Genomic DNA, 26,731 nt, shown 5'->3' with positions numbered 1-26,731 from the left:
CCGACGTCCCGGAACAGCGCACCCGGTGGCACGCCCGCGGCCCGGCCTCGCACACGTCGAGGGGCCGGCCTGGCGCCGACGGCCTGAACCCTCACCTCGGGAGCCGCGAAGCTCCGGGTCCAGTCGAGGCGCTGACCTGGGCGGACGGAAGACGGGCGCCCCTTTGGACCCCATCTCGCCTGCCGTCGCTCCCCGCTCGACCCGGTGCGCCTGCCGTACAGGGCTGCCGTGCCGCATGCCGGGTGTCCGCCCCTGCATGCCGGCCATCGTGTACCGGTCCTCGGGGCCATGAGGCCGTGCACCTTCGTCGTCCGGTCTCGAACGGGTCCAGTCAAGCGCCGGAGTGTCTCAGCCCTTCGGCTGGGTGAAGCGGATGCGGTTGCCGAAGGGGTCGCGCAAACCGCAGTCGATCCCGTAGGGACGCTCGGTGGGTTCCTCGGTGAACTCCACCCCCTTCCCGAGCAGCGTCTCGTAGGTCTTGCGGCAGTCGTCCGTGGTGAGGATGAGCCAGCCGCCCATGGCTCCCTTGGTCACCAGTTCGCGCACCTGCTCCGCCGTCTCCTCCGACATCGCCGGCGCCCCCGGCTTCTCCAGAAGGATCTGCCGCTCGGGATGGCCGGGAACGCTGACGGTCAACCAGCGCATGAACCCCATGTCGATGTCTGCGGTGATCTCCAAGCCGAGCTTGCCGACGTAGAAGTCGATGGCCTCGTCCTGGTCGAGGACGTATATCTGCGACTGCGTGATGGCGTTGAACATGACACTGACACTAGCGATCGGTCAGGGCGAGAACTTATCCAAAACTGCTCAGTCGTCAGGGCGTTCTGCCGGCCGGTCAGGCATACGGCCGGGTCCACGTCATCGTGAAGCACGTCGGCACGCCCGCGGCGACCGCTTCCTTGCGGTACGTCCGCGGCGACCGGCCGACGATGTCGCGGAACGTGCGGCTGAAGGTGCCCGGGCTGGTGAAACCGACCTCGAAGCTGATGTCTGTCACGCTGCGGTCGGTCTCCCTCAGCAGGAACATCGCCCGTTCCACGCGGCGACGCTGCAGGTAGCGGTGTGGTGTCTCACCGAACGTGGCCCGGAAGACACGTGTGAAATGCGCCGGTGACACATGCGCGATGCGGGCCAGAGCGGGGACGTCCAGCGGCTGCGCGTAGTCGCGGTCCATCACGTCACGCGCTCGGAGCATACGGCGATTGGTCTCTTCTGCAGCGCGGCTCACGACCCCATCTCCTCACGGTCCACTCGGACAGACCCTGGGCGGCGGAGCTTCCGGGACTTCCCGAGCCACTCCCTTCCCAGCTCCCCTCCCGGCAGCCTGGGTCGACGGCAGATCATACGGGTGGAGAACGCCACGCTGCCCGAGCCCGCGGCCGGGCCGGACCGAAGGAGAACCAGGAGATGCTCGGCCGCCCCTCCACCACCATCACAGCCGACACGTACCCGAGTCCGCTGCCCGAGGCGGACCCGGCGATCGCCGAGGCCGCAGTCCGACTCGTACCGTGTGCCCGCGCCACCTCCGGGAGCACTGCTCCCGAAGCGGGGCCACAGAGCCCGATGACGTGGAGAAGTCCGTGCCGGATGACGCTGATCCGTCGGGGATATTTCGGAGATCAACTCTCCGTCCGCTCACGCAAACGGCCCCGGACGAGAAGTCCGAGGCCGACCAGAGCGCCTCCCTGGTGGGGGAGACACCAGGTCAGAGCAGTAATGCAGTGTGCCTCCGGCAGGACTCGAACCTGCGACCCCGCTTCAGGAGTTCGATCGTTCCTCGGCACTGCCAGGGAACCACCCGCCCACACTGGCCGTGTCGGGCCGCCTAGGACTGCCGGCGTCCGGTGTCGTTGATGTCACGCGTGGATGTCAGGGCGGAGCAACCCGCGCGCTCGCTGGCACGATGAACCCGTGGTCGACCTGGAGCGCATCCAAGCAGAGACCGTGACGTGCTTTCGAGCACTCGATGAGAACGCCACCCTGCGGCACCACTTTCGTCACGCTGACGAGGAGGGTGGCTTGTGGTACATCGAGGCCGTACCCGACCGCGGCGAGTTGGTCGCCATCAAGCAAGCCGAGCTGACTTCGGCCGGCCGGCTCCACCGGTACAGCTGGGAGCACCTGGAGGACGAGCACGGCGGCCTGACAGACCAGGCGGTCGACCCTGAAGAGGGCCTGCTGGAGATCATCCCGACCGAAGAGTTCCAGCGGGTGTGGACGCAGTGAACACCGTCTGGTCCCGCACCGTGGTGCAGCCCTGCAAAGCAACTCGGCAGAGGCACACACGTGTTGAATACGTGCTGGTGGGTGCCGCCCGGTGAAGGTGCGGGTTGCCCGGCGGAAGCCGGCGAGCAACCCGAGCGAGGTGCACGTGTCCCGTCAGACCTTCTCGACCCGTACGGGGCGGCCTGCGAGAAGCTGGTTCAGATCGTCGGTGTCCGAGGTGAAGACGGTTGCCTGGGCTCCCCGCTCGGCTTCCCGTGCGGCCACGGCCGCGAGGACGGCGTCGATGGCGTACTTGTGTCCGTGCAGACCGGCGGTTTTCACCATGTCCCGTGCCGTGGCGATCACCCGGTCGTCCGTGTGCACGATGCGGATCCGGGACAGCGTCCAGTTCCACAGTGCCTGCCTCGGCGTTTCGCGAGGATCCCATGCCTCCAAGGTGGTGAGGGCCGAGGTGACGACGGGGATGTCGAGCCGCGGAGCCGCCTTGATCAGCGCGACCATCTCCCGATCTCCTTGAATCGCCTTGGAAAGGGCCTCGGAGTCGAACACGAAGACGCGTTGTCGTGGCTGGTGCAGCTTTGTTCGGGCGCCGCGGCTCATGCGGACGCACCGGGGCGCGATCGCCGCTCGTCATGCCAACCGTCGATGGCGGCGATGCGGTCCAGCGCTGCCTGCTGCTCGTCGTCCGTCACCGGCCCGTGCTCCTCCTCAAAGCGTTCGGCCAGCTCGCGCAACCGGTCCATGGCGTCCTGATGGGCGGCGGCGGCCGCGATGTAGCCGGACACCCCTCGTGCGTCGACACGCTCCTTGATCGATTCGACAAGCTCTTCCGGAACGGTGATGGTGATCTTCCGAGTTGCCATACTTGAAGTATGCCACGCTCTGCGTCAGGCGACCTGACTTTCTCCACGGCCCGGCCCGGAAGTCCCTGTCGTCATCCCCGTTCAGGGCACCGGTCTCTCCAGGTCACCGCCAGGCGATCAGAGGTATTAGGTCCTCCGGGTGATCGAGGAAGGGCGATCTCTGACGTTCCTCCCGATGAATCGGGCGCGTACCCGCGGACGACGTGGCGACAGCCGTCCTGCGCGGTCCTCGAAACGGCGAAGGGCCGGCCCCGGAGAAAAGCTCTCTCGAACCGGCCCTTCTGGCTGTGCCCCCGGCAGGATTCGAACCTGCGACACCCGCTTTAGGAGAGCGGTGCTCTATCCCCTGAGCTACGAAGGCGGAGGGCTTGGAGGGGCCCTGGAGGAGATCCAGCGAGTGGATCTTCGGCAAGGAGGCCAAGCCCGCCGGCCGGACGCGGTGCGGACCCTGCTGAGCAGCATTGCTGCCTGACAGGGGCCACGCCAACGGCTGACCAGGGAACAGGGTAGCGGATGGGCGTCCGTGGGGGGACTCGGATAGTGCGCGCTGGGCGGAGCGGCGGGTGGACCACTTGCTGACCTGCGGGTTCTTCAGGCTGCTCCCTTGCGAGTACGTGCGGGAGGGGTCAGCCCGTCGGCGTGTTCCGGCGGCCGGTGGTGGCGCGGAGGATCACGGCGAGGGCGACCAGGACGATGCCGAGCCGGATGACGCTCGTGACGCCCGCGTGGTCGGCGAAGAGGCCGCCGACGAGGGCGCCCAGGGCGATGCAGGTGTTGTAGGCCATGGTGTTGAGCGACATGGCGGCCTCGAAGGTCTCGGGCGCGGCCGCGAGCGTCATGGTGATCTGGCTGAGCTGGACGACGCCGAAGGCGACGCCCCACAGGACCATGGCGGCGATCACGCCGATGTCGTTCGTGCCGAGGGCCAGCAGCACGACGAGTGCGGTGACCAGGAGCAGGCCGCCCCCGACGAAGCTGCCCCGCGGGCTCCTTCCGACGGTCCGGCCGCCGATGAAGTTGCCGATCGCGCCGCCGGCGCCGAAGACGACGAGGACGACGGTGACGAAGCCGGCGGTGGCGGAGGTGCTCTCCTCCAGGTAGGGACGGACGAAGGTGTAGGCGCCGAAGTGGCCGAGGACGAAGAGCACGACCATGACCAGGACCACGCGCAGGGGCACGTTCCTGACGGGCAGTTCGAAGACCTCGCGGACGGAGACCGTGTTCGCGGACGGCAGCGACGGGATCGTGAGGGCGACGGCGAGGAACACCAGAGCGCTGAGGCCGGCCCAGATCAGGAAGGTGGTGCGCCAGTCGCCGGCGCTCTCGAGCAGGGTGCCGAGGGGAATGCCGACGACGGTGGCGATCGAGATGCCGGACATCACCACGGCGGCGGCCCGGTTGGCGTGCTTCTCCGGGACGATGCGCATGGCCATGCTGACGCCGATGGCCCAGAAGACGCCGCTGGCGAAGCCCATGATCAGGCGGGTGCCCAGGATCAGCGGGTAGTTCGGGGCGACCGAAGTGATCAGGTTGCCGACGGCCAGGACGGCCAGCAGCGCGGTCAGCAGCCGACGGCGGTCGACGCGGCGGGTCCAGGCCACGATGAACGGCACGCCGAGACCGGCCGCGACACCCTGCGCCGTGACCATCAGGCCGGCCGCGCCCACGGAGACCCCGAGGCTCTCGCTGAGCGGGGTGAGCAGGCCGATCGGCATCAGTTCGGTGGTGAGGAAGACGAACAGGCTGGCGGTGATGGCGGCCACGCCCAGCCATCCCCGGGCCGGGGACACCTGCTTCTGCGGCGTGACGGGCGTGTGCGTCTCTTCTTGAACGGTCATGTCGTCTCTTCGGATGTGGTCGGGTGCGGTGCCCCGGTGTCCCAGGGCGCCGGGTCCGACAGAGGTCATGGCACGGGCGGGCGCGCCCGCCGTTACCCGCTGCGTTCCTGTTCCGGAGCGGGACGGTCGGGGAGGCGCGGAGTGGTGCGGTGCGGGGCGGGGCCGGGGAGCCGGCGCCGGGCCGGTCGGGGCCGCCGTGAGGACGTGTTCTGTCCGCTCTTCATGTGGAACGCGCCGGTGCGGTGCTCATGGCGGTCGCTCGTCCTTTCGGTGTCGCGGGCACGTGGGCGCGCGGGCATGCCTCGGCGGAGTGCGCCCAGGTGCGGGAGGCGGGGAGAGGACAGGGGCGGTGCGGCTCGCGGGCACGCCGGAGGAGCCCGATCGGAGGGCCCGCCCGGCGGAGTCGGCCCGAGGACGTTCCTGCCGTGTGCGGTCCTCATCAGTCTCGGCCGGGGTCGTCGATGAGTCCAACACATGCTTGTCACGTCATCCATCGCGTAACACGATGGATCCGTGGAGCTCCAGCAGATGCGTTACGTGATCGCCGTGGCCGAGACGAACAGCTTCACGAGGGCGGCCCGGCGCTGCCTGGTGGTGCAGTCCGCACTCAGCCACCAGATCGCGCGCCTGGAGAAGGAGCTGGGAGCGAGGCTCTTCGAACGCACCAGCCGCCGGGTCCGGCTGACCGCGGCGGGCGCGGCCTTCCTGCCCGCCGCCCGGCAGTGCCTGGACGCGGCGGAGCGGGCCGCCGCCGAAGTCGCGGCGGTCGTCGGGGAGGTGCGCGGGCGCCTCGCGCTGGGACTGATCCCCAGCGTCACAGCCGTGGACGTCCCCGCCGTGCTCGGCGAGTTCCACCGGCGTCATCCGAAGGTCCGGATCAGCCTCAGTGTGGGAGGGAGCGACGGACTCGTCGAGCGGGTCAGGCAGGGCGGGATCGAGGTGGCCTTCCTCGGTGTCCCGGTCACGGCCCGGCCCCGGGGCGTCATGGCCCGGGAGCTGACCCGGGAGCGGCTGGTCGCCGTGGTCTCCCCGGACCACCCGCTCGCCGGCGAGGCGTCGGTCGACCTCCGCCGGCTGTCCTCGGAGGTGTTCGTGGACCTCCCGGCGAAGACCGCCGGCCGGGCCCAGTCCGATCTGGCTTTCGCCGCCGCCGGTCTCACCCGCGAGGTCGCCTTCGAGGTGACCAACGCGGACTACCTGACCCGCCTGGTCGGCGCGGGCCTGGGCATGGCCCTGCTCCCGCCCGCGTACGTCGAGGGCCTCGCCGGTGTGGTCACGATCGAGGTCACGGACGCGCCGGCCCGCGCCGAGTACGTGATCTGGAGCCGGGAGGGCCGTACCCCGGCGGCCGCCGCCTTCCTGGAGCTGCTGGGCATCGAGGAGGAGTGAGCGCGGGCGTCCCCGGCCCGTTCCCGGCCGGTGCGGTCACGGCTCGGGTCCGGGCCGCCGGGCCGGGGCCGGGCAGCGCGCGCCGGCGCGGAGGGGGCCGGGGCCGGCCGGAGAGCCGGCGCCGGGGATCAGCTCCGGGAGGCGCGGGTCACCCGTATCCGGTATCCCTCCGCCCCCGCCGCCGTCACCGCCACCCGGATGCCCGCCCGGCGGTCCACGAAGCTCTCGCCCGGGGTGAAGGTGGCGTCCGAGAGTTCCGCGTGGACGTTGGGGGAGCGGGTGCAGCCTCCGCTGTCACGGCGGGCGTCGTAGACGGTGATCGGGCCCATGCCGGTGTCCACGTTGGCGTCGACGCGGTAGACGAGGACGCCGGGGCGGCAGACCGCCTCGTCGTTGCCGGCGCGGGTGCGCAGTTCGACGGCGTAGCCGGAGTGGCCGTTCAGGGGGAGGAAGACGAGTTTCGGGCCGCCCGCCCGCGCCAGGGGGGTGAGGACGTACTCCCGTGTGCCCGGGCTCGCCGCGCAGCCGACCTGGGACGCGTCCAGCCAGCCCAGCTTCCACTTGTGCCAGGCGAGGAAGTCGTTGTTGGCGCCCCAGTCCTCGCTCATGATGTCCCAGTGGCCGACCGCGCCGCCGCCCTCGGCGGTGTACAGGTCGGGCAGGCCGAAGACGTGGCCGTTCTCGTGCGGCAGCACGCGGTAGCCGGTGCGGTCGTAGGAGCCGGAGCCGTCGTCCTGGCGGGAGTAGACGAAGGACGCGTTGGAGACGGGGACGCCGTCGGCGCTCGGGGCCTCCTTGTTGCCGGCGAAGGTGACGGACAGGACCGTGTCGAGGGCGGCGGGCCCCGCGTTGGGGGTCACCAGCACGTTCAGCAGGTCGTACGACTGGAAGTCCACCTCGGGATCGGCCTCGGCCACGATGTCGCGGACCAGGTCGCGGTAGCCGGGGTCGAAGGGGGCGCCGCGCTCTATGCCGTACGCGCGGAACGACTTGGGCATCCGGAGCCAGTCGGGGACGGGGAGTTCGGGGCGGTAGTCGAGGCGGCCGTAGGAGCTGGTGGTGAACCACTCGCGGGTCTGGGGGAAGAACTCGCGGTAGCGGTCGAGGGCGTCGCCCTCGCCGGGCGCGTCGGAGAAGTCGATCATCAGGGTGAGGGCGCGGACCGTGCCGGTGGAGCGGGTGTAGCCGGGGGCCGTGGGGATGCCCTCGGACATCTGGATCTCCCGGTCCGCGGTGATCATGCAGGGGCCGTGGGCGGAGGTGCGGGACAGGGCGGCGGGCCCGGCGCCGGCGGTGGAGGCGTCGGAGGAGAGCCGGCCGTTGCCGGCCGAGGTGCTGACCGCGAGGGTCAGGACGGTCACCGATGCCAGGGCGGCCAGCCGGCGCGGAGGTATCCGGCGTCGGCTCGGCTGCGGCTGCATGCGGGGACCTCCGCTCCACACGGCAGCCGCCGGTCTCCGACTGCACCCTTCTGCTCACCCTGCGTCACCGGATGGGCGGACGCCCGCCGGGAGGTCCGATCGTGGGGCCGTACCGCCCAGTCGACGTGACTCAGGTCACAGGGAAAGAATTCGGGAGCGGGAAATAACCGGGGATCGTTTCCCCGTTTGGAACGGTGTCCGCACGAAACGGGGACTCCCTCCCCGGATCGCGCACATGACACGAAGATCACGCCACCATGACCAGGAGCGCACCGTGCAGACCGCCACCCCCGTCACGCGCAAGGCACCCCGGCCCCGCGCCGACGCCCTGCGCAACCGGGAGCGGATCGTCACCGCCGCCCGGGAGATGTTCGTCGAGTTCGGGCCCGACGTGCCGCTCGACGAGGTCGCCCGCCGGGCCGGTGTCGGCAACGCCACGGTGTACCGCAACTTCCCCGACCGTGACGCGCTGGTGCGCGAGGTCGTCTGCTCCGTGATGGACCGTACGGTGCGGGCGGCCGAGCAGGCGCTCAGCGAGACCGGGGACGCCTTCGAGGCACTGGAGCGCTTCGCGCACACGGCCGCCGACGAGCGGATCAGCGCGCTGTGCCCGATGGTCTCCAGCACCTTCGACCAGCACCACCCCGACCTGGAGGACGCACGCCGGCGCGCCGAGAGCCTCGTCGCGCAGCTGATGGACCGCGCCAAGGCGGCCGGTCAGCTCCGTACCGACGTGGAGTACGGCGATCTGATGGTGGGCGTCGCCCAGCTGAGCCGGCCCCCGGCCGGTACCGGCTGCGTGAACGCCGACCGTTTCGTCCACCGCCATCTGCAGCTGTTCCTGGACGGGATGCGGGCCCCGGCCCCGGCCGCCCTGCCGGGTGCGGCCGTGACCGTGGAGGACCTGCGCCGCTGAGCGACTCCCCTGACACCGCATACGCCGCCCGCCTGACCACGGGCATCACTTCCGACGGCCGTCCACGGGGACGAGTCGCGCCTCGAGCACACCCGATTTTTCATCACACGTTATTTATTTCCGTCACGAGTACCGAAGTGGGTACCCCCATGTCTGATACAGCCTCGACGGCCGGAAAGGCCCCGAGAGTTCCGGGCGGTCCGGACGCCAACCGCTGGAAAGCGCTCGTCTTCATCGCGCTCGCCCAGCTGATGGTCGTCCTGGACGCCACGATCGTGAACATCGCCCTGCCCTCCGCCCAGCAGGACCTGGGCATCTCGGACGGCAACCGCCAGTGGGTGGTCACCGCCTACGCCCTCGCCTTCGGCGGACTGCTGCTGTTCGGCGGCCGGATAGCCGACCTGTGGGGGCGCAAGCGGGCCTTCGTGCTCGGTCTGGGCGGGTTCGCCGCGGCCTCCGCGCTCGGCGGCGCGGCCACCAACGAGGCCATGATGTTCGGCGCCCGCGCCCTCCAGGGCGTCTTCGGCGCGCTGCTCGCGCCCGCCGCGCTGTCCCTGCTCGCGGTGATGTTCACCGACGGCAAGGAGCGCGCCAAGGCGTTCGGCATCTACGGCGCGATCGCCGGCGGCGGCGGCGCCGTGGGTCTGATCCTCGGCGGTTTCCTCACCGAGTACCTGGACTGGCGCTGGACGTTCTACGTGAACATCCCGTTCGCCGTGGTCGCCGCGGCCGGCGCGTACTTCGTCATCCGTGAGCCCGCCGGCGGCCGCAACCGCTCGCCGCTCGACGTCCCCGGCGTGGTGCTGTCCACCGTGGGCCTGGTCGCGCTGGTCTACGGCTTCACCCGCGCGGAGTCCGAGGGCTGGAGCGACTCGCTGACGATCGGCATGTTCGTCGCCTCCGCCGTGCTGCTCGCCGCCTTCGTGGCCGTCGAGGCAAAGGTCAAGGCGCCGCTGCTGCCGCTGCGCGTGGTCACCGAGCGCAACCGCGGCGGGATCTACCTCTCGCTGGGCCTGGCGATCATCGCGATGTTCGGCCTGTTCCTCTTCCTCACCTACTACCTGCAGGTCGTGAAGGGCTACTCGCCGGTCAAGACCGGCTTCGCCTTCCTGCCGATGATCGCGGGCATGATCACGGGCTCCACCCAGATCGGCACCCGGCTGATGACCCGGGTCGCGCCCCGGCTGCTGATGGGCCCCGGCTTCCTGGTCGCCGCGCTCGGCATGCTCTTCCTGACCCAGCTGGAGATCGACACCTCGTACGCGGGCGTCCTGCTGCCCGGCATGCTGCTGCTCGGCCTCGGCATGGGCACGGCGTTCATGCCGGCCATGTCGCTGGCCACGCTGGGCGTCGAGCCGCGTGACTCCGGTGTCGCCTCCGCGATGGTCAACACCTCGCAGCAGGTGGGCGGCGCCATCGGCACGGCCCTGCTGAACACGATCGCGGCCTCGGCCACCACGTCCTACGTCGCCGACCACATCGGCGGCGCCACGAGCCGCTCCCAGCAGCAACTGGTCCAGCTCCAGGGGCAGGTGCAGGGCTACACCAGCGCGATCTGGTTCGCGGTCGGGATCCTGGTGGCGGCCGCGGTCATCGCCCTGGCCCTGGTCAACGCCGGCCGGCCGGGCGGCACCGCGGTCGCCGGGTCCGCCGACGCCGACGAGACCGTCGGGGACGAGATGGCCGTGCCGGTGGTCATGCACTGACGGTCCGCGCGTCCCTCACCACCCGTACGGAAGAGGAGGGGACGCCTCCTCCGTACGGCTCCCCGGACCTGCCCCGGCTCCCGCCCCGTCAGCGGAGCCAGGGCAGGTCCGCACCCGCTCCGCTCGGCTGAAGTCCCTCGGCGACGATCCGCATGATCTCGCCGAGGGACTTCTGCTGCTGGGGGGTGAGCCGGTCGAAGACCGCCTGGCGCACGGCGTTCACATGGCCGGGCGCGTGCCGGTCCAGCACCTCCTGGCCCTCGTCCGTCAGCACGGCGAACTGGCCGCGCTTGTCGGAGGGGCAGTCCTCACGGCGTACCCAGCCGTTCTTCTCCAGGCGCGCGACGGCGTGCGAGAGGCGGGAGCGGGTGATCTTCGCGGACATCGCCAGTTCCGTCATCCGCAGCCGGCGGCGCGGGGCCTCGGCGAGCTTGACCAGCAGGCCGTAGTAGACGTGCGGCATTCCCGCGTCGCGCTGGAGCTGGCGGTCGAGGTGGTCCTCCAGGAGGGTGGTGGCCTCGATGTACGAGCGCCAGACGCACTGTTCCTCGTCGGTGAGCCAGCGGGGTCCGTCGGCGGGTGCCGATGATGCTGCGGGTGCCGTGTTCATGTACTCCACTGTACGGCCACTCTCCTTGAACATTAAACAAAACTGGCGTACGGTCGGTAGTTGAAGTTGAGAGTTCAAGCAATTTCGGAAGTCCTCGGAAGTCCTCGGAAGTCCGCCGAAGGGAGTCGCCGTCATGACCGCCGCCACTCAGGAACGCATGCCCGCGCTCTACCTCAGCCACGGCGCCCCGCCCCTGGCCGACGACCCGGTCTGGCCCGGCGAACTGGCCGCCTGGTCGGCCGACCTGCCCCGCCCGAAGGCGATCCTGGTCGTCTCCGCCCACTGGGAGGAGGCCCCGCTCGCCCTCGGCGCCACCGAGACCGTCCCCCTGGTCCACGACTTCTGGGGGTTCCCCGAGCACTACTACCGGGTCACCTACGGCGCCCCCGGCGCCCCCGCGCTCGCCGACTCGGTGCGCAAGCTGCTGCGCGCCCCCGGCACGCCCGTCCAGGACGTCCCCGACCGGGGTCTGGACCACGGCGCCTACGTCCCGCTGGTCGAGATGTACCCCGGGGCCGACGTCCCGGTGCTCCAGGTCTCCATGCCGACGCTGGACCCGGTGAAGCTGATGGAGATCGGGCGCCGGCTCGCGCCGCTGCGCGACGAGGGCGTGCTGATCATCGGCTCCGGGTTCTTCACCCACAACCTGGCCGCGCTGCGGCAGGGCGGCATCCCCGCCTGGTCGACGGAGTTCGACGCCTGGGGCCGGGAGGCCCTGGAGGCGCGGGACGTGGACGCGCTGCTGGACTTCACCCGCAAGTCCCCGGCGGGCCTGCTCGCCCACCCGCGCACCGAGCACTTCGCCCCGCTCTTCGTGACCATGGGCGCCGCGGACGCCGCGGGGGAGCTCGGTACGCAGAAGTCCGTGATCGACGGGTTCTGGCTGGGGCTGGCCAAGCGGTCGGTGCAGTTCGGCTGAGGCCGGCGAGGGGGCGCGGCTCCTTCTCGTACGGGACACGTCCCGCCGGCGGCCGAACGTGCGGCCCACCTCCCGGCACGTGCCGACGTGCCGGAAGCCGAAACGCCCGTGCGGCCGCGCCGAGGCGTCGTTCGGCCGGGCGAAGCCGGCGCGGGCGCGGTGGAGGTCCTCGCCCGCCAGGGCTCGAAGAGGGCCCTGTGGAGGAGCGTGCCGATGCCGCGCCGGCCGGCGCCGGTGGCAACCATCAGGCGGTACGGGCCGTCTACAGGGATGGGAGGGCAGCCGGGGGCGGTGCTCCTCCGGAGTGAAGGGCGCCGTGTCGAATGTGATCGCCGCCTCACCTGCGGAGTGGTCGTACAGGTCGGTGAGGGCCGTCAGGTCACCCTCGGCGCCCGGTCTGACCTGGACCTCTTCGTGCTCCGACGGCATCGCGCCTCCTCGCGTGGCCGGACAGGGTACTGCATGATCAGAAAAATCGGGGGGCGGGTTGGGAATTCTGTCCGGATTCCAGTCGTTGTTTCCATTGGATGCAGGGCACTCGACCAGAGTCCGGAGGGACCTGAGAGACGTGTCAAGCGTCCGCAGGACCACCCGCTGACCTCATCATCGCAAGGGAGCACGCATGGCAACCCGCGCCGTCGCCCGTCGTCAGTCCGCCACCGGCGAGACGGCCGACTCGGCACGCAATGTCCGCGCCCATGGCGGCGAGATCGCCGACCGCGACCTGGTCGGTATGTACCTGGACGAGATCGCGCGCACGCCGCTGCTCGACGCCGCCAAGGAGGTCGAGCTGTCCCAGATCATCGAAGCGGGTGTGTTCGCACAGCAGATCCTCGACGGCCTCGAGGAGAACAAGGCCGGAGCCACCCCCGAGGAGCTCCGGGCCCTGGTCGACGCGAGCGAGCGGGCGAAGGACGTCTTCATCCGTTCCAACCTCCGCCTGGTCGTCGCCGTGGCCCGCCGTTACCCGCGCAGCGGTCTGCCGCTGCTCGACCTGATCCAGGAGGGCAACGCCGGCCTGGTCCGCGCGGTCGAGAAGTTCGACTACCGCAAGGGCTTCAAGTTCTCGACGTACGCGACCTGGTGGATCCGGCAGGCCATCACCCGGTCGATAGCCGACCAGTCGCGCACCATCCGCCTGCCCGTCCACCTGGTGGAGGAGCTGGGCCGGATACGGCGCGTGCAGCGGGAGTTCAACCGCGAGCACGGCCGTGAACCGGAGCCCGCGGAGATCGCCGCCGAGCTCGGCTCCACCCCGGAGCGCGTGATCGACGTGCTCGACTGGGCCCGTGACCCGGTCTCGCTGAACATGTCGGTGGACGACGAGGGCGAGACCCAGTTCGGCGACCTGCTGGAGGACACCTCGGCGGTGTCGCCGGAGCAGTCGGTGCTGACGCTGCTGCGCAGCGAGGAGCTGGACGACCTGATCGGCCGCCTCGACCAGCGCACGGCCTCCATCATCAAGATGCGCTACGGCATCGAGGACGGCCGCGAGCGCACCCTGACCGAGGTCGGCAAGGAGCACGGCCTGACCCGCGAGCGCATCCGCCAGATCGAGAAGCACGCACTGCTGGAGCTGAAGAAGCTGGCCCGTGACACCGGCTTCGACGCGGCGGCGTGAGGATCCGGACGGAGCGGGAGCGTGCGGACCCGGGCGGCGCGGCGGCGTGACGGCCGGACCGCCGGAGGTGAACGCGGCGGTGCGGCCGTCGGGTTCGGCACGACGGTGCCGACGCCGCCGCGCGGAGACCGGGGGAGCGACGGTGACCGCGTGAGGCCCCGGCCGCGTACGCCGGGTGGCGAAAGACAGCGCAAAACATGGCCGTTCCCCGTCGCTTCAACCCGTCGGACCCTGGGAACAAGAATTCCAGGCCAGGAGTTCGAACGTCGGAGCCTCTGAGATCCTGGACCCACCGAGCCACGTCCCGACGCACAACCCCCCCGGCGCCGGGACTTCCCGAGCCGGGCTCGGCGCCCTCCCCCCGGGCGCCGGGCCCGGCTTTCTCGTGCGGGCGAGCGGCCGATCGAGCGGGTCACCCCGGACCTGAACCCCGGGGTGGCCCGCCAGATGGCAGATTGTGTCACATGGGCATAGCCTGCCGGGCGTGAGCAGCACCGCCCCGACGTCACCCCCTCCGCCTCCCGCGGTCTCGCTGACCGAACGGCGCAAGGCCGAGACCCGTATGGAGATCGCCCGCGCGGCGGCCGGTCTCTTCGTCCGGCAGGGCCTGCGGGCCACCCGTACCGAGGACATCGCCCAGGCGGCCGGCATCGCCCCGCGCACCTTCTACCGGTACTTCGCCAGCAAGGAAGAGGCCATCGGCCCGCTCTACGCCACCGGCGCCCAGCGCTGGGTGGCGGCGGTGCGCGCCGCACCCGCCGGAGCGCCCCTGCCGCGGGTCCTGGAGGACGCCGTGCGCCATACGCTGACCCCTGGCCTCGGGGTGTCGGCGGCCTCCTGGGACCGGGTGCGCACCCTGATCCGGCTGGCCGAGGCGAACCCCGCCCTGCGCCGGGTGTGGGCGGAGGCGTGCCGGGCGTCGGAGCGGAGCCTGGCGGAGGCGCTGGCGGAACGGCTGACGGCCGCTCACGTCCCGTACGACGCCGACAACGTTGCCGACCGCGCCCGGCTGTGCTTCACCGCCGCCGTCGCGAGCGCGGCCGTGCGCACGGCCATGGAGAGCTGGGCGGCGGGCGACGGTCCCGCCGAGGGGCCCCGGGGTCCGGCCGAGCTGGCGGTCGCCAACCTGGCGGCGCTACGGGGCTTCGCGTGGGGGACGTGACACCGACGCACGGCCCTCCCGGAGGGCTCGGCGGCGACGCGCGTCCGCCCCCGACGGGCCCGGCGCCGGAGCGCGGCTCCTCCTCGGAAGGGCCGGTGCAGGGGCAGGGGTCCTTTCCGCACGGTCCGACGCCGGGTCACGGCTCCTCCGGGAGGCCCGACGCCGCGTCGCCCGCCGCCCGGCTCATCCGTGCCCCCAACTCCCGCACCACCTCGACCAGCTCCGCGGGCTCCTGCACCGTGAACTCGTACCCCAGCGTCGCCAGCCGTACCGCCGTCCACTCCTTGGCGCCGCTCACCGTGGCGCGCAGCCGGCAGCTGTTCTCGTCCAGCGGCTCGGGCGGGCCCAGCCAGCCCGGGAGGCGGGCCGCGACCGCCCCGGCCGGTGCGGCGAAGGTGACGACCATCTCGTACGACTCCTGCGCGCGGTACATGGATCGGCGCAGGAACTCCGCCGCGCTCCCGGTGGGCAGCTCGCGCGGGGTGAACCGTGCCCCGGTCGCGAAGGGGTCGCTCACCCGGTCGACACGGAACGTCCGCCAGTCCGCGCGGTCGAGGTCGTACGCCACGAGGTACCAGCGCCGCCCGGTCGACACCAGCCGGTACGGCTCGGTCACCCGTCGCGACCCGGTGCCGTCGGCGGCCCGGTAGGCGAACCGCAGCCGCTCGCGCCCGGCCACCGTGGAGGCCATGACGGTGAGCGTCTCCGGTGCGATCGTCGCACCGTCGCCGCTGGTCAGCGGGGTGGTCGCGGCCTGGAGCGTGCTGACGCGGTGGCGCAGTCTGCCGGGCAGCACCTGCTCCAGTTTGGCCAGCGCCCGCACCGACGCCTCGTCCACGCCCTCCAGTGCGTGCCCGGCGCCGGCCCGCAGCCCGACCGCGATGGCCACCGCCTCCTCGTCGTCGAGCACCAGCGGCGGCATCGCCTTGCCGGCGACGAGCCGGTAGCCGCCGTCCGCGCCGAGGGTCGCCTGCACGGGGTAGCCGAGCTCGCGCAGCCGGTCGATGTCCCGCCGCACCGTGCGCCGGGAGACCCCGAGCCGGTCGGCCAGCTCGCCGCCGGGCCATTCGCGGGGCGTCTGGAGGAGGGAGAGGAGCGTCAGGAGCCGGGCCGGCGTGTCCGTCGTCATGAAACGAGGATGCCGCGCAATTAGGACACGATCTGACCTACTGGGGGAATAACTTCCGGGGCATGAACTCCACCGACACCCCGCAGGCACCGCGGCCCGTCGCGGGCGACCGCCGCCGCTGGTTCGCGCTGGCGATCGTGATGACCGCGGCCTTCATGGACCTCGTCGACGTCACGATCGTCAACATCGCGATCCCGTCGATCCAGCGCGACGAGGGCGCGACCTTCAGCCAGATCCAGTGGATCACCGCCGGCTACGCGCTGGCCTTCGCCGCCGGGCTGGTCACCGGCGGCCGGCTCGGCGACATCCACGGCCGCAAGCGGATCTTCCTCCTCGGCATCGGCGGCTTCACCGTCGCCTCCGCGCTGTGCGGATTCGCCGTGAACCCCGAGATGCTGGTCGCCTCCCGCATCCTGCAGGGCGCCATGGCGGCGCTGATGGTGCCGCAGGTGCTGTCGATCGTGCACGCGACCTTCCCGGCGCACGAGCGCGGCAAGGTGTTCGGGCTGTTCGGCGCGATCGTCGGCCTGGGCGCGGTGTCCGGGCCGTTGCTCGGCGCGCTGCTGACCGAGTGGAACCTGTTCGGCCTGGAATGGCGGCCGATCTTCCTGATCAACCTGCCGGTCGGCGTCGCGGGCCTGGTCCTCGGCAGCCGCTTCATCACCGAGTCGAAGGCGCCGCGCGCCCTGAAGCTGGACCTGGTGGGCGTCGCGCTGGTCACGCTGGGGCTGCTGATGCTGCTCTACCCGCTGACCCGCGGGCGTGAGCTGGGCTGGCCGCTGTGGGGGTACGTGTCGATGGCCGGCGCGCTGGTGGTCTTCGGGGCGCTGGTGGCGTACGAGCGGGTCAAGGGGGCGCGGGACGGCTCCCCGCTGATCGAGCTGTCGCTGTTCCGGGTGAAGAGCTTCGCGGCGGGCATCGCGGTGCAGACGGTGTTCGGGGTCGGCCTCGGCGTCTTCTTCCTGGTCTGGACGCTGTACATGCAGATCGGCCTGGGCTGGAGCGCGCTGCGGGCCGGGCTGACCGGGGTGCCGTTCTCCGTCGCGGTCTCCGTGGCGGCCGGGATGTCGGTGCAGCTGCTGGTGCCGCGCTACGGGCGCAAGGTGCTCCAGGCGGGCGCGCTGGTGATGGCGGCGGGCGTCCTGCTCTACATCTGGGAGTCCGAGCACTACGGCATGGACATCACCTCCTGGCAGATGGCGCTCCCGCTGGCGGTCATGGGCGTCGGCATGGGCCTGATCGTGGCCCCGCTGACGGACGCGGTGCTGTCGGAGGTGCCGCGTGAGCACGCCGGGTCGGCGTCGGGGCTGATCAACACCGTGCAGCAGATGGGGAACGCGCTGGGGCTCGGTCTGGTGTCGGTGGTGTTCTTCGGAGTGATCGACGAGCACCTCGCCCCGGCCGAGGTGGGCCCGGCCTTCGCGGACGGCTTCCAGCACGCGCTGGGCTGGGTGGCCGCGGTGCTGGGTGTGATCTTCCTGCTGATGTTCGCCCTGCCCGAGCGCCCCGCCCAGCACGTGGAGGGGGCGCAGGAGGACCCGACGGTGAAGAAGGAACCGGAGCCGGTGTCCTGAACGGACGCGGGCGACGGACGGGAGGGGCCCGGCACCCAGGGGGTGCCGGGCCCCTCCGGCGTCTCCCGGCACAGAGAACGGACACAATCGGAAGTCCGTTCATGCCCGATCCCTCTTTCTTCCGTTTACTTTCCGGACATCCCCACGTACTCTCCGAGTGAAACCACACGTTCGGGCATGAAGGGACGGGAGGCGGCGGACATGTACGCACCGGAACGCCAGCAGGAGATCCTCCGGCTCGCCCGCGACAGCGGCCGGGTGGACGTGGTCTCGCTGGCCGAGGCGTTCGAAGTGACCGCGGAGACCATCCGCCGGGACCTGAAGGCGCTGGACCGCGCCGGCCTGGTGCGCAGGGTGCACGGCGGGGCCATCCCGGCCGGACGCCTCGACTTCGAGCCGGACCTCGCCGAGCGGGAGACCACCGCGGCCGACGAGAAGGACCGCATCGCCAAGGCCGCCCTCGCGGAACTCCCGGCCGACGGCACGCTGATCGTCGACGCCGGTTCGACGGTCGCGCGGCTGGCCGGATCCCTGCCGGCGGAGGTCTCCCTCACCGTCGTCACCCACAGCCTGCCCATCGCGGCCCGGCTCGCCGACCACCCCGGCATCCAGCTCCACCTCGTCGGAGGTCGCGTACGGCACCGTACGCGCGCCGCCGTGGACGCCTGGGCGCTGCGCGCGTACGCCGAGATCCGCGCGGACGTCCTGTTCGTGGCCGCCAACGGCTTCTCCGCCGAGCACGGGCTGACCACGCCCGACCTCGCCGAGGCCGCCGTGAAGCGCGCGGCCGTGGCCGCCGCCCGCCGCGTGGTGCTGCTCGCCGACTCCTCCAAGCACGGCCAGGAGCACTTCGCCCGCTTCGGCGACCTGAGCGACGTGGACCTGCTGATCACCGACACCGGGCTCGACCCGCGGGACGCCGCCGCGATCGAGCGCGGCGGCACGGAAGTGGTACGCGCATGATCCTCACCGTCACCCCCAACCCGTCGCTGGACCGCACCTACGAGGTCCCCTCGCTGAGCCGCGGCGAGGTCGTCCGGGCCACCGGCGAACGCGTCGACCCCGGAGGCAAGGGGGTCAACGTCTCGCGCGCCGTCACCGCGGCCGGCCGGCGCACGGTCGCCGTGCTGCCCCTGGGCGGCGCGCCGGGCGCGCTGGTCGCCGACCTGCTCGACGCGCAGGGCATCGAGGTCGCTCCGGTCCCGGTCGCCGGCGCCACCCGCTCCAACATCGCGCTCGCCGAGGCGGACGGCGTGCTCACGAAGATCAACGCACCGGGTCCGGAACTGACGCCGGCCGAACAGGAACTGCTCCTCGACACCGTGCGCCGGCAGTCCCCGGGCGCCGACTGGATCGCCTGCTGCGGCAGCCTGCCGCGCGGACTCGCCCCCTCCTGGTACGCCGAACTGGTCGCCCGGGTGCACGCCGCCGGCGTACGCATCGCGCTGGACACCTCCGGGCCCGCGCTGCTCGCGGCCCTGCGCGAGCGGCCCGACGTGGTGAAGCCGAACGCGGGGGAGCTGGCGGAGGCCGTGGGGCGGCCCCTGGTCACCGTGGGCGACGCACTGAAGGCGGCGGAGGAGCTGCGGGGGATGGGCGCCCGGGCCGTCCTCGCGAGCCTCGGCGCCGACGGGCAGCTGCTCGTGGACGACGACGGCGCCTGGTTCGGCACCGCCGCGGTGGACGCCGTCCGCAGCAACGTGGGCGCCGGCGACTCCTCGCTCGCCGGGTTCCTCCTCGCCGGCGGACGCGGCTCCGAGGCGCTCGCCTCCGCCGTGGCCCACGGAGCGGCAGCCGTCCAGCTCCCCGGCAGCGTGATGCCGACCCCGGCCGACCTGGACCCGGCCGCGGTGACCGTCACGGCCGAGGTGCCCGCCGACCGCCCGCTGCGGGAGCCGGCGTCATGAACCACCCCCTCCTCACCCCCGTCCCCCCTTCCGCCCACCCCGCTGCACGGGCGATACGCGTGCGAAGGAGCCCGCGATGAGTGACATGATCACCGCGGAACTGGTCGATCTCGACCTGTCCGCCGAGACCAAGGAGGCGGCGGCGCGCGCCCTCGCCGAGCGCATGGCGGCCCTGGGCCGGGTGACCGACCTGGACGGCTTCCTCGCCGACGTCGCCGCCCGCGAGGCGCAGATGCCGACCGGCCTGGACGGCGGCATCGGCATCCCGCACTGTCGCAGCGAGCACGTCACCGAGCCCACGCTGGCCTTCGGGCGCAGCGCCGCCGGGATCGACTTCGGCGCGGCGGACGGGCCCGCCGACCTGATCTTCCTGATCGCGGCCCCGGCCGGCGCCGACGACGCCCATCTGACGATCCTGTCGTCGCTGGCCCGGCAGCTGATGAACGCCGAGTTCACCGATGCCCTGCGGTCGGTGGGCGACGCGGGGACGGCAGCGGCGCTCGTCCGGGGCGAGGGGACCGGCTGTGAGGACTCCGTGGCGGCGCCGGCGGCGGCCTCCGCCGGCGCCGCCACGGGCACCACCGACCCCGAGGAGGACCGCCCGTTCCGGATCGTCGCCGTCACCTCCTGCCCCACCGGCATCGCCCACACCTACATGGCCGCCGAGTCGCTGCAGAACGCCGGCCGGGAAGCCGGCGTCGAGATCACCGTCGAGACCCAGGGCTCGGCCGGCTTCACCCGGCTCGACCCGGCCGTGATCGCGGCGGCGGACGGCGTGATCTTCGCCCACGACGTCCCCGTGCGGGAGAAGGACCGCTTCGCGGGCAAGCCGACCGTCGACACCGGCGTCAAGGCGGCCATCAACCGCCCTGCCGACCTGATCACCGAGGTCCGCGACAAGGCCGAGCGCGGCGAGGTCACCGCGGCGGCCGCGTCCGGCGGCACGCCCGTCGAGCGGGCCGGTGACAGCGGCGAGGGCTACGGCACCAAGCTGCGCACGTGGCTGATGTCCGGCGTCAGCTACATGGTGCCGTTCGTCGCGGCGGGCGGTCTGCTCATCGCCCTGGGCTTCGCGATCGGCGGCTACGAGATCAACGAGGCGCCGTCGGTGATGGACCACTTCGTGTGGACCCAGGCCGCCAGCTGGGGCGCGCTGCTCTTCCAGATCGGCGGCGTCGCCTTCGGCTTCCTCGTCCCCGTGCTGGCCGGCTACATCGCCTACGGCATGGCCGACCGGCCCGGCCTGGTGCCCGGCTTCGTCGGTGGCGCGATCTCGCTCACCATCGGCGCCGGCTTCCTCGGCGGCCTCGCGGCCGGCCTGATCGCCGGCGGTGTGGTGACCGCGATCCAGAGGGTGCGCATCCCGGCGGCGCTGCGCGGCATCATGCCGGTGGTGGTGATTCCGCTGATCTCCACGGCGGTCGTCGGCTTCCTGATGTTCGTCGTCATCGGCAAGCCCATCGCCGAGGCGCAGCAGGCCATGACGGACTGGCTGAACGGTCTGACCGGCACCAACGCCGTCCTGCTCGGCGCCCTCCTCGGCCTGATGATGACGTTCGATCTGGGCGGTCCGGTCAACAAGGTCGCCTACACCTTCGCCACCGCCGGCATCGCCGTCGCGAGCCCCGGCGACTCCGCGATGAAGATCATGGCCGCGGTGATGGCCGCCGGCATGGTGCCGCCGCTGGCGATGGCCCTGGCCACCACGGTCCGCGGCAAGCTCTTCGACCGCACCGAACGCGAGAACGGCAAGGCCGCCTGGGTCCTGGGCGCCTCCTTCATCTCCGAGGGCGCGATCCCGTTCGCCGCCGCCGACCCGCTGCGGGTGATCCCCGCCTCGATGGCGGGCGGCGCGGTCACCGGCGCCCTGTCGATGTCCTTCGGCGCCACCCTGCGCGCCCCGCACGGCGGCGTCTTCGTGGTCCCGCTGATCGGCAACCCGCTCCTCTACCTGGTCGCCATCGCCGCGGGCGTCTGCGTCACGACGGCCCTGGTGATCGTCCTCAAGGGCCTGCGCAGGCCGGCCCCGGTCACCACGGGCGCGGGCGGGGGGACGGCGGCGCCGCCGACGGAGACCAAGCAGCCGGTGGCCGCGTAGCGGCGCGACGGTGCGTCCGTTTGGGTAGGTGTGCGCGGTTCATGCCTACTGCGATATAGATCACGATCATCACGATCCGGGGTCAAGGCCCCGGATCGTGGTGTGTACTGGGCCGCATGCCTGAGTACACGACGCTCTCGCGGACGACGGGAGCCACCGTCCTCACCCTGGTGGCCGTGGCCTGTGCGGCGGGCCTGGCCGACGCCCTGCGGCGTCGACGCGGACGGACGCGCGCATCCGAACCCCTCGACGAGGCGGTCCGCCCGCGGCACACCGGCCACATCCCCCACGGCACCCCGGTGATCCCGCGCCAGCGGCGGACCGGCTCCCACGGGGAAGCCGTACGGCTCACCCCGGCGGAGCGCGACGCGTTCGCCGTGCTGGTGCGGCGCTTCAGCGAAGGGGAGTGAACCGCGGCCCCGGCCGCCGCGTCAGGAGACCTGCGCCGCCCGGCGCTCCATCGCGTCCCGCGCCGCGTCCTCGCTGGCGTACACCTCGCACATGTGCCGCCCGTCCGGCGTGACCGTGTGCTCGACCTCCCACACGGACAGCTCCGCGCCGTCACCCAGCAGGAACGCGTGCTCGTAGAGCGAGAAGGACAGTCCCGGACGCCCCGCGCGGGACGGGCGGCCGAAGGCCTGCGTGATCCGGTGCGCGCACGCCGTGGCCAGCAGTGCGGCCGTCTCCGCACCCGGCCGGTCCGTGTTCTCCGCCCTGCGCAGTAACCGGCGCGCGTGATCCGCGGAACCGTCCGGCACGTACATGTGCCGCAGCACCGGCGGCGGCGACAGCTGCACCGTCACCGGCAGCTCGAAGTCCGGTGCGTCCGGCGGCAACGGCAGCCTGGCCGTGGCCGTCCTCAGCTCCTCCTCGTCCACGTACACCTCGTGCTGCGGCTCGTCCCCCGGCGCCGTGTTGTGCACGAGCTCCCAGAGCGTCAGCGCCGAACCGTCGGCGAGCAGCCAGGTGTGCCGGTACGTCTCCCGGTGCAGACCCGCACTGTGGTGCGCGGAGTGCAGCGAACCGTCGTGCGCCAGCGCGCAGTCCAGCGACCGGACCGTCTCGTCCGGCAGCTCGAAGGAGTTCAGGGCGCGGCCGAGGAGGCGCGCGAGGTGCTCCTCCGGAGACTCGGGCGAGTCGGATGGTTCGTACGCTGCGGTCTCGTACGGAACGCTCAAGGTTTCTCCCGGCGTTGCTGCATGTCACCTTGTGGGTGCATAACGTAGCCCCTCGGCCGGACGTCGTGTCCAGGAACCGAGAAAACGTATGGCCAAAAACGAGCGGGGCACACGAGGAATTCCCGACGCCGCCCGGACGTACGTCAATTGTTCCTGATCGAACGGTACTTCGGCAGCCGGTCGCCGTCCCCTCCTTTCACCGCCCGCTCACCGCCCGCCGTACAACTCCCCGTACGACGGCCACGAACCGCCCGGACCGTCCACCGGGGTGGCGGTGCGCACCGCCCGTACGATCGCGCGGGTCACCAGGTCCGCGCCCGCCGCGAGGACCTCGTTCAGAGCGAGGGGGTCCGCCGCGTCCAGCGGACGGGCGCCCGTGGCCAGGGTGAAGACGGTGTCGCCGTCGCTGAGCAGATGCACCGGCCGTACGGCCCGCGCGATGCCGTCGTGCGCGGTGCCGGCCAGCTTCTGCGCCTGCGCCTTGGACAGGTCGGCGTCGGTGGCGACCACCACGAGCGTGGTGTTCAGCGGCGGAGCCGCGTTCCGCTCGGCCACCTCCGCGAGCCGTCGCAGCGCGGCGCCGTGCACCTCCGGCTCCGGGTGACGCACCCGGCCCTGGAACAACTCCCCGTACAGCACCCCCGTCCCCGGATCCACCGCCGACCCCGCCGCGTTGGCCACCACCAGCGCGGCCACCGTGATGCCCGACTCCAGCACCGTGCTCACGGTGCCGACGCCGCCCTTCAGCTGCCCGACCACCGCGCCCGTACCGGCGCCCACGCACCCCTGCGGCACCGCCGCGCCCCGCTCGCTCGCCGCCGCCGCCTCGACCGCGGCACGGCCGGTGGCCGCGTCCGGCCGGGCCCGGAAGTCGCCGCCCCGGCCAAGATCGAAGACACAGGCCGCCGGCACCACCGGCACCACCTGCGTGGGATCCGGCCCGACGCGCACCCCGCGCCCCCGTTCCTCCAGCCAGGCCATCACCCCGGACGCCGCGTCGAGCCCGTACGCGCTGCCCCCGGTCAGCACGACCGCCTCGACCTTCCGCACCAGGTTGCGCGGGTCGAGCGCGTCGGTCTCCTTGGTGCCGGGTCCGCCGCCGCGCACGTCCACCGCGGCCACGGCCCCGCCCTCGGGTGCGAGCACGACCGTGGTGCCCGTGAGCCATCCGTCGCCGGTGCGCGTCGCGTGCCCCACGCGCACCCCGGCCACATCCGTCAGAGCGTCAGCTGTCATGGGCCAGTACTGCCCGGTCGGTGACGGCCGTACCCTGGACGCATGAGCACCGCCCCCGATCCCCGCCCGAGCGAGACCGAGCCGGCGCTGGTCTTCGACGACCCGCTGGACCAGCGGTCCTCGGACGACACGGACCGCGGCTGGGGCGAGCGCCCGTCCGGCGACAGCGCCGCCGATCTGAGGCGCTTCCTCGACGAGAAGCCGCCCCACCACCTCTGACCCGCCCGCCGACGGGCCGCCGCTACTTCGGGCCCTGCCCCGTGCCGCGCTGCGCGACGAGGGTGTCGCGGATCTCCTTGAGCACCTCCAGTTCGGTGATCTCGACGACCTCGCGCGTGCCCTCCTTCGCCTTCCGGCGGGCCTCCACCCGGGCCAGGTACTTCGCCATGGGCAGCACCATCAGGAAGTAGACGACCGCCGCGGTGATCAGGAACTGAAGCGTCGCCCCGAGGACCGAGCCCCACAGGATCCTGACCCCGGTCGCGGCATCGCCGGCGCCCTCGCAGGGGCCCTTGAGACACGAGCTGTAGCCGTCCAGGTTCTGGGTGCCGAAGGCCCCCACCAGCGGGTTGATGACGCCCTTCACGACCGCGTTGACGATGTTGGTGAAGGCGGCGCCGATGACCACCGCCACGGCCAGATCGACGACGTTGCCGCGCATCAGGAAGGCCTTGAAGCCCTGCAGGACGCTCGTCTTCTCCTGGTCGCTCACTTCGGGGCCTCATCTCTCGTGCGTAGGTTGCGGAAGAAAGCGCTCCGCAACCTACGTCACGCCGGTGCCGGTCCGTCCAGCCGGGCCGTCCGGCGAAAGGGCCCCGCTCGCGGGCGAGGACCGGAAGGACACCGGTCACCACATCGTCACCGCCAGCCGTGCCGTGGCGCCCGCGCCGACCAGGTCGGCCGCGGTGGTGCGCGGCACCGACAGCACGAGCAGCGCCCCGCCGTCGCCCGTCCCGTCGGCCGTTTCCGGCACCTCGGTCACCCGTACCCCGCGCGCGACCACGCGGGCCTCGCCCCCGGACGCCGTCTCCCCGGCGGCGATCACGTCCACCCGGTCGCCGGGCCGCAGCAGCCGTACCGTGGCCGCGTCGGCGATCCGCACCGCCGCCGTGACCGTCGTGTCCGCGTGCCGCGTGGGGCGGTCTCCGGAGGACGCCGGGGCGGCACGGGCCGCCTCGGGCCCGCGGGGGTGCCCGCGGGACCGGTCCGCGTCCCGCGGTCCCGCCGCCACCAGCGCCGCCGCCGTGACCGCGAGGCCGAGCGCCAGGGCCCGCCTCCGGTGCCGTACCAGCCGGCCGGGGAGGGGCAGGGCGCCGCGCACCCGCACCGGGGCGAAGTGCGGCACCTCGCACGGAGGAGGGACCTCAGGGCTGGGCGGGCGGGGGGAAGTGGCGCCGGGCGGGCGGGGGGAAGTGGCGCCGGGCGGGCGGGGGGAAGTGGCGCCGGGCGGGCGGGGGCCGACGGGGGAGGGGGAGCGGAGTGAGGAGGGAGGACGGGACACGGGGACCACCACCTGCGACGAGGAACCGGTTTGCGACTCCCACGATGAGGCCTGGCGCCGCGCCCCGCAGGGCCCTGTGGACGCACCACGGCCCTGTGGAGAACTCCCCCACCCGAACGGGAAACTCCTCCACCCGAACGGGACGTTCCACCCCGCGAGCGATTACGGCAGCGCGATCCCCGGGTCCATCCCGCCCAGCGCCGACGTGCACAGACAGTTCCGCTCCTCCGTCGCCGGCAGCGCGGCCACCGCGTCGAAGAGCACGCCCCGCAACCGGTCCAGGTTGGCGGAGAACACCCTCAGCACCTCGTCGTGGGAGACGCCCTCACCGGTCTCGGCGCCGGCGTCCAGGTCGGTGACCAGGGTCAGGGAGGTGTAGCAGAGCTCCAGCTCACGGGCGAGCGCCGCCTCGGGGTGGCCGGTCATGCCCACCACCGACCAGCCCTGCGCCCGGTGCCACGACGACTCGGCGCGGGTGGAGAAGCGCGGCCCCTCGACCACGACCAGCGTGCCGCCGTCCACCGGATCCCAGTCCCGGCCCCGTGCCGCCTTCAGCGCCACGGCCCGCCCGGTGGGGCAGTAGGGGTCGGCCAGCGACACGTGGACCACGTGCGGCACCGTGCCGTCGGGCAGCGGCAGCCCGTCGAAGTAGGTGCCCGCCCGGGACTTCGTACGGTCCACGAGCTGGTCCGGCACCAGCAGCGTGCCCGGCCCGTACTCGGGCCGCAGGCCGCCGACCGCGCACGGCCCGAGGACCTGGCGTACGCCGACCGACCTCAGCGCCCACAGGTTGGCCCGGTAGTTGATGCGGTGCGGCGGCAGATGGTGGCCGCGTCCGTGCCGGGGGAGGAAGGCGACCCGACGGCCGGCCACCTCGCCGAGGAAGAGGGAGTCGCTGGGCGCCCCGTACGGGGTGTCCACCTGGACCTCGGTCACGTCGTCGAGGAAGGAGTAGAAACCGGAGCCGCCGATCACGCCGATCCCGGCGTTCGCCTTGTTCGCCATGCTCCGCACCCTAACCGCACCGGGAAACGCCGAGGACCCCGTCGTCGGACGACGACAGGGTCCCGCGAGGAAGCGGCCTTACGCGGCGGTGGTGCCGGCGGTGCTGCTCGAACCGGCGGAGCCGGCCGAGCCGGACGACGAGCTCGAACCCGAGTCCGAGGAGGAGGAAGACGTCGACGACGAGGCGCTCGACGACTTCGACGACGCCGGCGAGCTGCTCGACGAGGAGCCGCGGCTGTCGTTGCGGTAGAAGCCGGAGCCCTTGAAGACGATGCCCACGGCCGAGAACACCTTCTTCAGGCGGCCCTGGCAGCCGGGGCACTCGGTCAGCGCGTCGTCGGTGAACTTCTGCACCGCCTCGAGGCCCTCGCCGCACTCGGTGCACTGGTACTGGTAGGTCGGCACTGTCTTCCTCCTGGCACTCTCACTCGA

General features: G+C 72.3%; 27 protein-coding genes, 1 tRNA gene and 1 pseudogene. 13 read left to right on the top strand and 16 right to left on the bottom strand.

All coding sequences use genetic code 11. From position 1 onward, the window contains the following. Positions 1 to 348: 348 nt before the first annotated feature. Both ACZ8ZB_RS14645 and ACZ8ZB_RS14640 read right to left on the bottom strand, forming a co-directional pair. Entirely contained in the window at positions 349 to 759 is a 411-nt protein-coding gene (locus tag ACZ8ZB_RS14645) for a VOC family protein (protein ID WP_470738164.1), read from the bottom strand. Positions 760 to 835: 76 nt separating this feature from the next. Next, positions 836 to 1,228: a helix-turn-helix domain-containing protein gene (locus tag ACZ8ZB_RS14640; RefSeq protein WP_470738163.1), complete on the bottom strand. Its 393-nt coding sequence runs from the start codon at positions 1,226 to 1,228 to the stop codon at positions 836 to 838. Between the two features lie 683 nt (positions 1,229 to 1,911). Here ACZ8ZB_RS14640 and ACZ8ZB_RS14635 point away from each other — a divergent pair. Beyond that, positions 1,912 to 2,226 carry a hypothetical protein gene (locus tag ACZ8ZB_RS14635; RefSeq protein ID WP_470738162.1) on the top strand — a complete coding sequence of 105 codons (315 nt, stop codon included), beginning with the start codon at positions 1,912 to 1,914 and terminating at the stop codon, positions 2,224 to 2,226. A 153-nt stretch (positions 2,227 to 2,379) separates the two neighbouring features. Here ACZ8ZB_RS14635 and ACZ8ZB_RS14630 read toward each other — a convergent pair whose 3' ends face one another. The 4 genes from ACZ8ZB_RS14630 to ACZ8ZB_RS14615 all read right to left on the bottom strand — a co-directional run bounded on the left by ACZ8ZB_RS14630 (position 2,380) and on the right by ACZ8ZB_RS14615 (position 4,927). Then, positions 2,380 to 2,826 carry a hypothetical protein gene (locus tag ACZ8ZB_RS14630; protein WP_470738161.1) on the bottom strand — a complete coding sequence of 149 codons (447 nt, stop codon included), beginning with the start codon at positions 2,824 to 2,826 and terminating at the stop codon, positions 2,380 to 2,382. Continuing rightward, positions 2,823 to 3,089 carry a hypothetical protein gene (locus ACZ8ZB_RS14625; RefSeq protein ID WP_470738160.1) on the bottom strand — a complete coding sequence of 89 codons (267 nt, stop codon included), beginning with the start codon at positions 3,087 to 3,089 and terminating at the stop codon, positions 2,823 to 2,825. Before ACZ8ZB_RS14625 ends, ACZ8ZB_RS14630 begins: the two co-directional genes overlap by 4 nt. 288 nt (positions 3,090 to 3,377) lie before the next feature. Continuing rightward, positions 3,378 to 3,450 (bottom strand) — tRNA-Arg (locus tag ACZ8ZB_RS14620). A gap of 265 nt (positions 3,451 to 3,715) precedes the next feature. Then, positions 3,716 to 4,927: an MFS transporter gene (locus ACZ8ZB_RS14615; protein WP_470738159.1), complete on the bottom strand. Its 1,212-nt coding sequence runs from the start codon at positions 4,925 to 4,927 to the stop codon at positions 3,716 to 3,718. Positions 4,928 to 5,440: 513 nt separating this feature from the next. On the opposite strand from ACZ8ZB_RS14615, the gene ACZ8ZB_RS14610 reads away from it, so the two are divergent. Further along, complete coding sequence (locus ACZ8ZB_RS14610; RefSeq protein ID WP_470738158.1) at positions 5,441 to 6,316, top strand: LysR family transcriptional regulator; 876 nt, start codon at positions 5,441 to 5,443, stop codon at positions 6,314 to 6,316. A 128-nt stretch (positions 6,317 to 6,444) separates the two neighbouring features. On the opposite strand, the gene ACZ8ZB_RS14605 is transcribed toward ACZ8ZB_RS14610, so the two are convergent. Beyond that, complete coding sequence (locus ACZ8ZB_RS14605; protein ID WP_470738157.1) at positions 6,445 to 7,737, bottom strand: M6 family metalloprotease domain-containing protein; 1,293 nt, start codon at positions 7,735 to 7,737, stop codon at positions 6,445 to 6,447. 274 nt (positions 7,738 to 8,011) lie between these two features. On the opposite strand from ACZ8ZB_RS14605, the gene ACZ8ZB_RS14600 reads away from it, so the two are divergent. Then, positions 8,012 to 8,653, top strand: coding sequence for a TetR/AcrR family transcriptional regulator (locus ACZ8ZB_RS14600; protein ID WP_470741484.1), 642 nt, complete (start codon positions 8,012 to 8,014; stop codon positions 8,651 to 8,653). 149 nt (positions 8,654 to 8,802) lie between these two features. Next, positions 8,803 to 10,359: an MFS transporter gene (locus ACZ8ZB_RS14595; protein ID WP_470738156.1), complete on the top strand. Its 1,557-nt coding sequence runs from the start codon at positions 8,803 to 8,805 to the stop codon at positions 10,357 to 10,359. 88 nt (positions 10,360 to 10,447) lie between these two features. Here ACZ8ZB_RS14595 and ACZ8ZB_RS14590 read toward each other — a convergent pair whose 3' ends face one another. Continuing rightward, a complete protein-coding gene (locus tag ACZ8ZB_RS14590; RefSeq protein WP_470738155.1) occupies positions 10,448 to 10,969 on the bottom strand; it encodes a MarR family winged helix-turn-helix transcriptional regulator in 522 nt (173 codons plus the stop codon). A 157-nt stretch (positions 10,970 to 11,126) separates the two neighbouring features. Between ACZ8ZB_RS14590 and ACZ8ZB_RS14585 the strand changes: the two genes are divergently transcribed. Next, a complete protein-coding gene (locus ACZ8ZB_RS14585) occupies positions 11,127 to 11,888 on the top strand; it encodes a dioxygenase family protein (RefSeq protein ID WP_470741483.1) in 762 nt (253 codons plus the stop codon). A gap of 33 nt (positions 11,889 to 11,921) precedes the next feature. On the opposite strand, the pseudogene ACZ8ZB_RS14580 reads toward ACZ8ZB_RS14585, so the two are convergent. Beyond that, positions 11,922 to 12,317: pseudogene (locus ACZ8ZB_RS14580) on the bottom strand (GNAT family N-acetyltransferase); the annotation flags it as partial. Between the two features lie 193 nt (positions 12,318 to 12,510). Here ACZ8ZB_RS14580 and ACZ8ZB_RS14575 point away from each other — a divergent pair. Next, on the top strand, positions 12,511 to 13,509 hold the full coding sequence (locus ACZ8ZB_RS14575) for a sigma-70 family RNA polymerase sigma factor (protein WP_470738154.1): 999 nt from the start codon (positions 12,511 to 12,513) through the stop codon (positions 13,507 to 13,509). Positions 13,510 to 13,993: 484 nt separating this feature from the next. Further along, complete coding sequence (locus ACZ8ZB_RS14570; protein ID WP_470738153.1) at positions 13,994 to 14,671, top strand: TetR/AcrR family transcriptional regulator; 678 nt, start codon at positions 13,994 to 13,996, stop codon at positions 14,669 to 14,671. Between the two features lie 136 nt (positions 14,672 to 14,807). Here ACZ8ZB_RS14570 and ACZ8ZB_RS14565 read toward each other — a convergent pair whose 3' ends face one another. Then, entirely contained in the window at positions 14,808 to 15,800 is a 993-nt protein-coding gene (locus ACZ8ZB_RS14565; protein ID WP_470738152.1) for a helix-turn-helix transcriptional regulator, read from the bottom strand. Positions 15,801 to 15,862: 62 nt separating this feature from the next. On the opposite strand from ACZ8ZB_RS14565, the gene ACZ8ZB_RS14560 reads away from it, so the two are divergent. The 5 genes from ACZ8ZB_RS14560 (at position 15,863) to ACZ8ZB_RS14540 (ending at position 21,789) form a co-directional block, all read left to right on the top strand. Further along, positions 15,863 to 17,374, top strand: coding sequence for an MFS transporter (locus tag ACZ8ZB_RS14560; protein WP_470738151.1), 1,512 nt, complete (start codon positions 15,863 to 15,865; stop codon positions 17,372 to 17,374). 201 nt (positions 17,375 to 17,575) lie between these two features. After that, the gene (locus ACZ8ZB_RS14555) at positions 17,576 to 18,337 is read left to right on the top strand and encodes a DeoR/GlpR family DNA-binding transcription regulator (RefSeq protein WP_470741482.1); all 762 of its coding nucleotides are present in this window, start codon (positions 17,576 to 17,578) and stop codon (positions 18,335 to 18,337) included. Further along, positions 18,334 to 19,281: a 1-phosphofructokinase gene (gene pfkB / locus ACZ8ZB_RS14550; protein WP_470738150.1), complete on the top strand. Its 948-nt coding sequence runs from the start codon at positions 18,334 to 18,336 to the stop codon at positions 19,279 to 19,281. Before ACZ8ZB_RS14555 ends, pfkB begins: the two co-directional genes overlap by 4 nt. 76 nt (positions 19,282 to 19,357) lie before the next feature. Further along, a complete protein-coding gene (locus ACZ8ZB_RS14545) occupies positions 19,358 to 21,379 on the top strand; it encodes a PTS fructose transporter subunit IIABC (protein ID WP_470738149.1) in 2,022 nt (673 codons plus the stop codon). A 116-nt stretch (positions 21,380 to 21,495) separates the two neighbouring features. Then, entirely contained in the window at positions 21,496 to 21,789 is a 294-nt protein-coding gene (locus tag ACZ8ZB_RS14540) for a hypothetical protein (RefSeq protein ID WP_470738148.1), read from the top strand. Positions 21,790 to 21,810: 21 nt separating this feature from the next. Here the strand turns inward: ACZ8ZB_RS14540 and ACZ8ZB_RS14535 are convergent, their stop codons facing one another. Next, positions 21,811 to 22,557 (bottom strand): DUF6227 family protein, encoded by a 747-nt coding sequence (locus ACZ8ZB_RS14535; RefSeq protein ID WP_470738147.1) that lies wholly within the window; start codon positions 22,555 to 22,557, stop codon positions 21,811 to 21,813. A 207-nt stretch (positions 22,558 to 22,764) separates the two neighbouring features. After that, positions 22,765 to 23,793, bottom strand: a complete 1,029-nt coding sequence (locus ACZ8ZB_RS14530) for a P1 family peptidase (RefSeq protein WP_470738146.1) — start codon at positions 23,791 to 23,793, stop codon at positions 22,765 to 22,767. A gap of 42 nt (positions 23,794 to 23,835) precedes the next feature. Between ACZ8ZB_RS14530 and ACZ8ZB_RS14525 the strand changes: the two genes are divergently transcribed. Beyond that, entirely contained in the window at positions 23,836 to 24,012 is a 177-nt protein-coding gene (locus ACZ8ZB_RS14525) for a hypothetical protein (protein WP_470738145.1), read from the top strand. Positions 24,013 to 24,034: 22 nt separating this feature from the next. Here ACZ8ZB_RS14525 and mscL read toward each other — a convergent pair whose 3' ends face one another. The 4 genes from mscL to ACZ8ZB_RS14505 all read right to left on the bottom strand — a co-directional run bounded on the left by mscL (position 24,035) and on the right by ACZ8ZB_RS14505 (position 26,704). Then, positions 24,035 to 24,505, bottom strand: coding sequence for a large conductance mechanosensitive channel protein MscL (mscL, locus tag ACZ8ZB_RS14520; RefSeq protein WP_470738144.1), 471 nt, complete (start codon positions 24,503 to 24,505; stop codon positions 24,035 to 24,037). A 135-nt stretch (positions 24,506 to 24,640) separates the two neighbouring features. Continuing rightward, the gene (locus ACZ8ZB_RS14515; protein WP_470738143.1) at positions 24,641 to 25,138 is read right to left on the bottom strand and encodes a hypothetical protein; all 498 of its coding nucleotides are present in this window, start codon (positions 25,136 to 25,138) and stop codon (positions 24,641 to 24,643) included. 318 nt (positions 25,139 to 25,456) lie between these two features. Further along, the gene (locus ACZ8ZB_RS14510; protein ID WP_470738142.1) at positions 25,457 to 26,299 is read right to left on the bottom strand and encodes an S-methyl-5'-thioadenosine phosphorylase; all 843 of its coding nucleotides are present in this window, start codon (positions 26,297 to 26,299) and stop codon (positions 25,457 to 25,459) included. A gap of 78 nt (positions 26,300 to 26,377) precedes the next feature. Further along, positions 26,378 to 26,704: an FmdB family zinc ribbon protein gene (locus ACZ8ZB_RS14505; protein WP_470738141.1), complete on the bottom strand. Its 327-nt coding sequence runs from the start codon at positions 26,702 to 26,704 to the stop codon at positions 26,378 to 26,380. Positions 26,705 to 26,731 lie beyond the last annotated feature (27 nt).

It is taken from the genome of Streptomyces sp. 12E (genome assembly GCF_055633275.1).
The sequence above is the reverse complement of the archived record's forward strand: the minus strand, read 5'-3'. Positions and strand labels throughout refer to the sequence as shown.

Excerpts from the sequence above, each read along its gene's own strand:
- ACZ8ZB_RS14645 (WP_470738164.1), bottom strand. The coding sequence starts at position 759 with ATGTTCAACGCCATCACGCAGTCGCAGATATACGTCCTCGACCAGGAC.
- ACZ8ZB_RS14630 (WP_470738161.1), bottom strand. The coding sequence starts at position 2,826 with ATGAGCCGCGGCGCCCGAACAAAGCTGCACCAGCCACGACAACGCGTC.
- ACZ8ZB_RS14625 (WP_470738160.1), bottom strand. The coding sequence starts at position 3,089 with ATGGCAACTCGGAAGATCACCATCACCGTTCCGGAAGAGCTTGTCGAA.
- ACZ8ZB_RS14615 (WP_470738159.1), bottom strand. The coding sequence starts at position 4,927 with ATGACCGTTCAAGAAGAGACGCACACGCCCGTCACGCCGCAGAAGCAG.
- ACZ8ZB_RS14605 (WP_470738157.1), bottom strand. The coding sequence starts at position 7,737 with ATGCAGCCGCAGCCGAGCCGACGCCGGATACCTCCGCGCCGGCTGGCC.
- ACZ8ZB_RS14595 (WP_470738156.1), top strand. The coding sequence starts at position 8,803 with ATGTCTGATACAGCCTCGACGGCCGGAAAGGCCCCGAGAGTTCCGGGC.
- ACZ8ZB_RS14590 (WP_470738155.1), bottom strand. The coding sequence starts at position 10,969 with ATGAACACGGCACCCGCAGCATCATCGGCACCCGCCGACGGACCCCGC.
- ACZ8ZB_RS14585 (WP_470741483.1), top strand. The coding sequence starts at position 11,127 with ATGCCCGCGCTCTACCTCAGCCACGGCGCCCCGCCCCTGGCCGACGAC.
- ACZ8ZB_RS14575 (WP_470738154.1), top strand. The coding sequence starts at position 12,511 with ATGGCAACCCGCGCCGTCGCCCGTCGTCAGTCCGCCACCGGCGAGACG.
- ACZ8ZB_RS14565 (WP_470738152.1), bottom strand. The coding sequence starts at position 15,800 with ATGACGACGGACACGCCGGCCCGGCTCCTGACGCTCCTCTCCCTCCTC.
- ACZ8ZB_RS14560 (WP_470738151.1), top strand. The coding sequence starts at position 15,863 with ATGAACTCCACCGACACCCCGCAGGCACCGCGGCCCGTCGCGGGCGAC.
- ACZ8ZB_RS14555 (WP_470741482.1), top strand. The coding sequence starts at position 17,576 with ATGTACGCACCGGAACGCCAGCAGGAGATCCTCCGGCTCGCCCGCGAC.
- pfkB (WP_470738150.1), top strand. The coding sequence starts at position 18,334 with ATGATCCTCACCGTCACCCCCAACCCGTCGCTGGACCGCACCTACGAG.
- ACZ8ZB_RS14545 (WP_470738149.1), top strand. The coding sequence starts at position 19,358 with ATGAGTGACATGATCACCGCGGAACTGGTCGATCTCGACCTGTCCGCC.
- ACZ8ZB_RS14540 (WP_470738148.1), top strand. The coding sequence starts at position 21,496 with ATGCCTGAGTACACGACGCTCTCGCGGACGACGGGAGCCACCGTCCTC.
- ACZ8ZB_RS14530 (WP_470738146.1), bottom strand. The coding sequence starts at position 23,793 with ATGACAGCTGACGCTCTGACGGATGTGGCCGGGGTGCGCGTGGGGCAC.
- ACZ8ZB_RS14525 (WP_470738145.1), top strand. The coding sequence starts at position 23,836 with ATGAGCACCGCCCCCGATCCCCGCCCGAGCGAGACCGAGCCGGCGCTG.
- ACZ8ZB_RS14510 (WP_470738142.1), bottom strand. The coding sequence starts at position 26,299 with ATGGCGAACAAGGCGAACGCCGGGATCGGCGTGATCGGCGGCTCCGGT.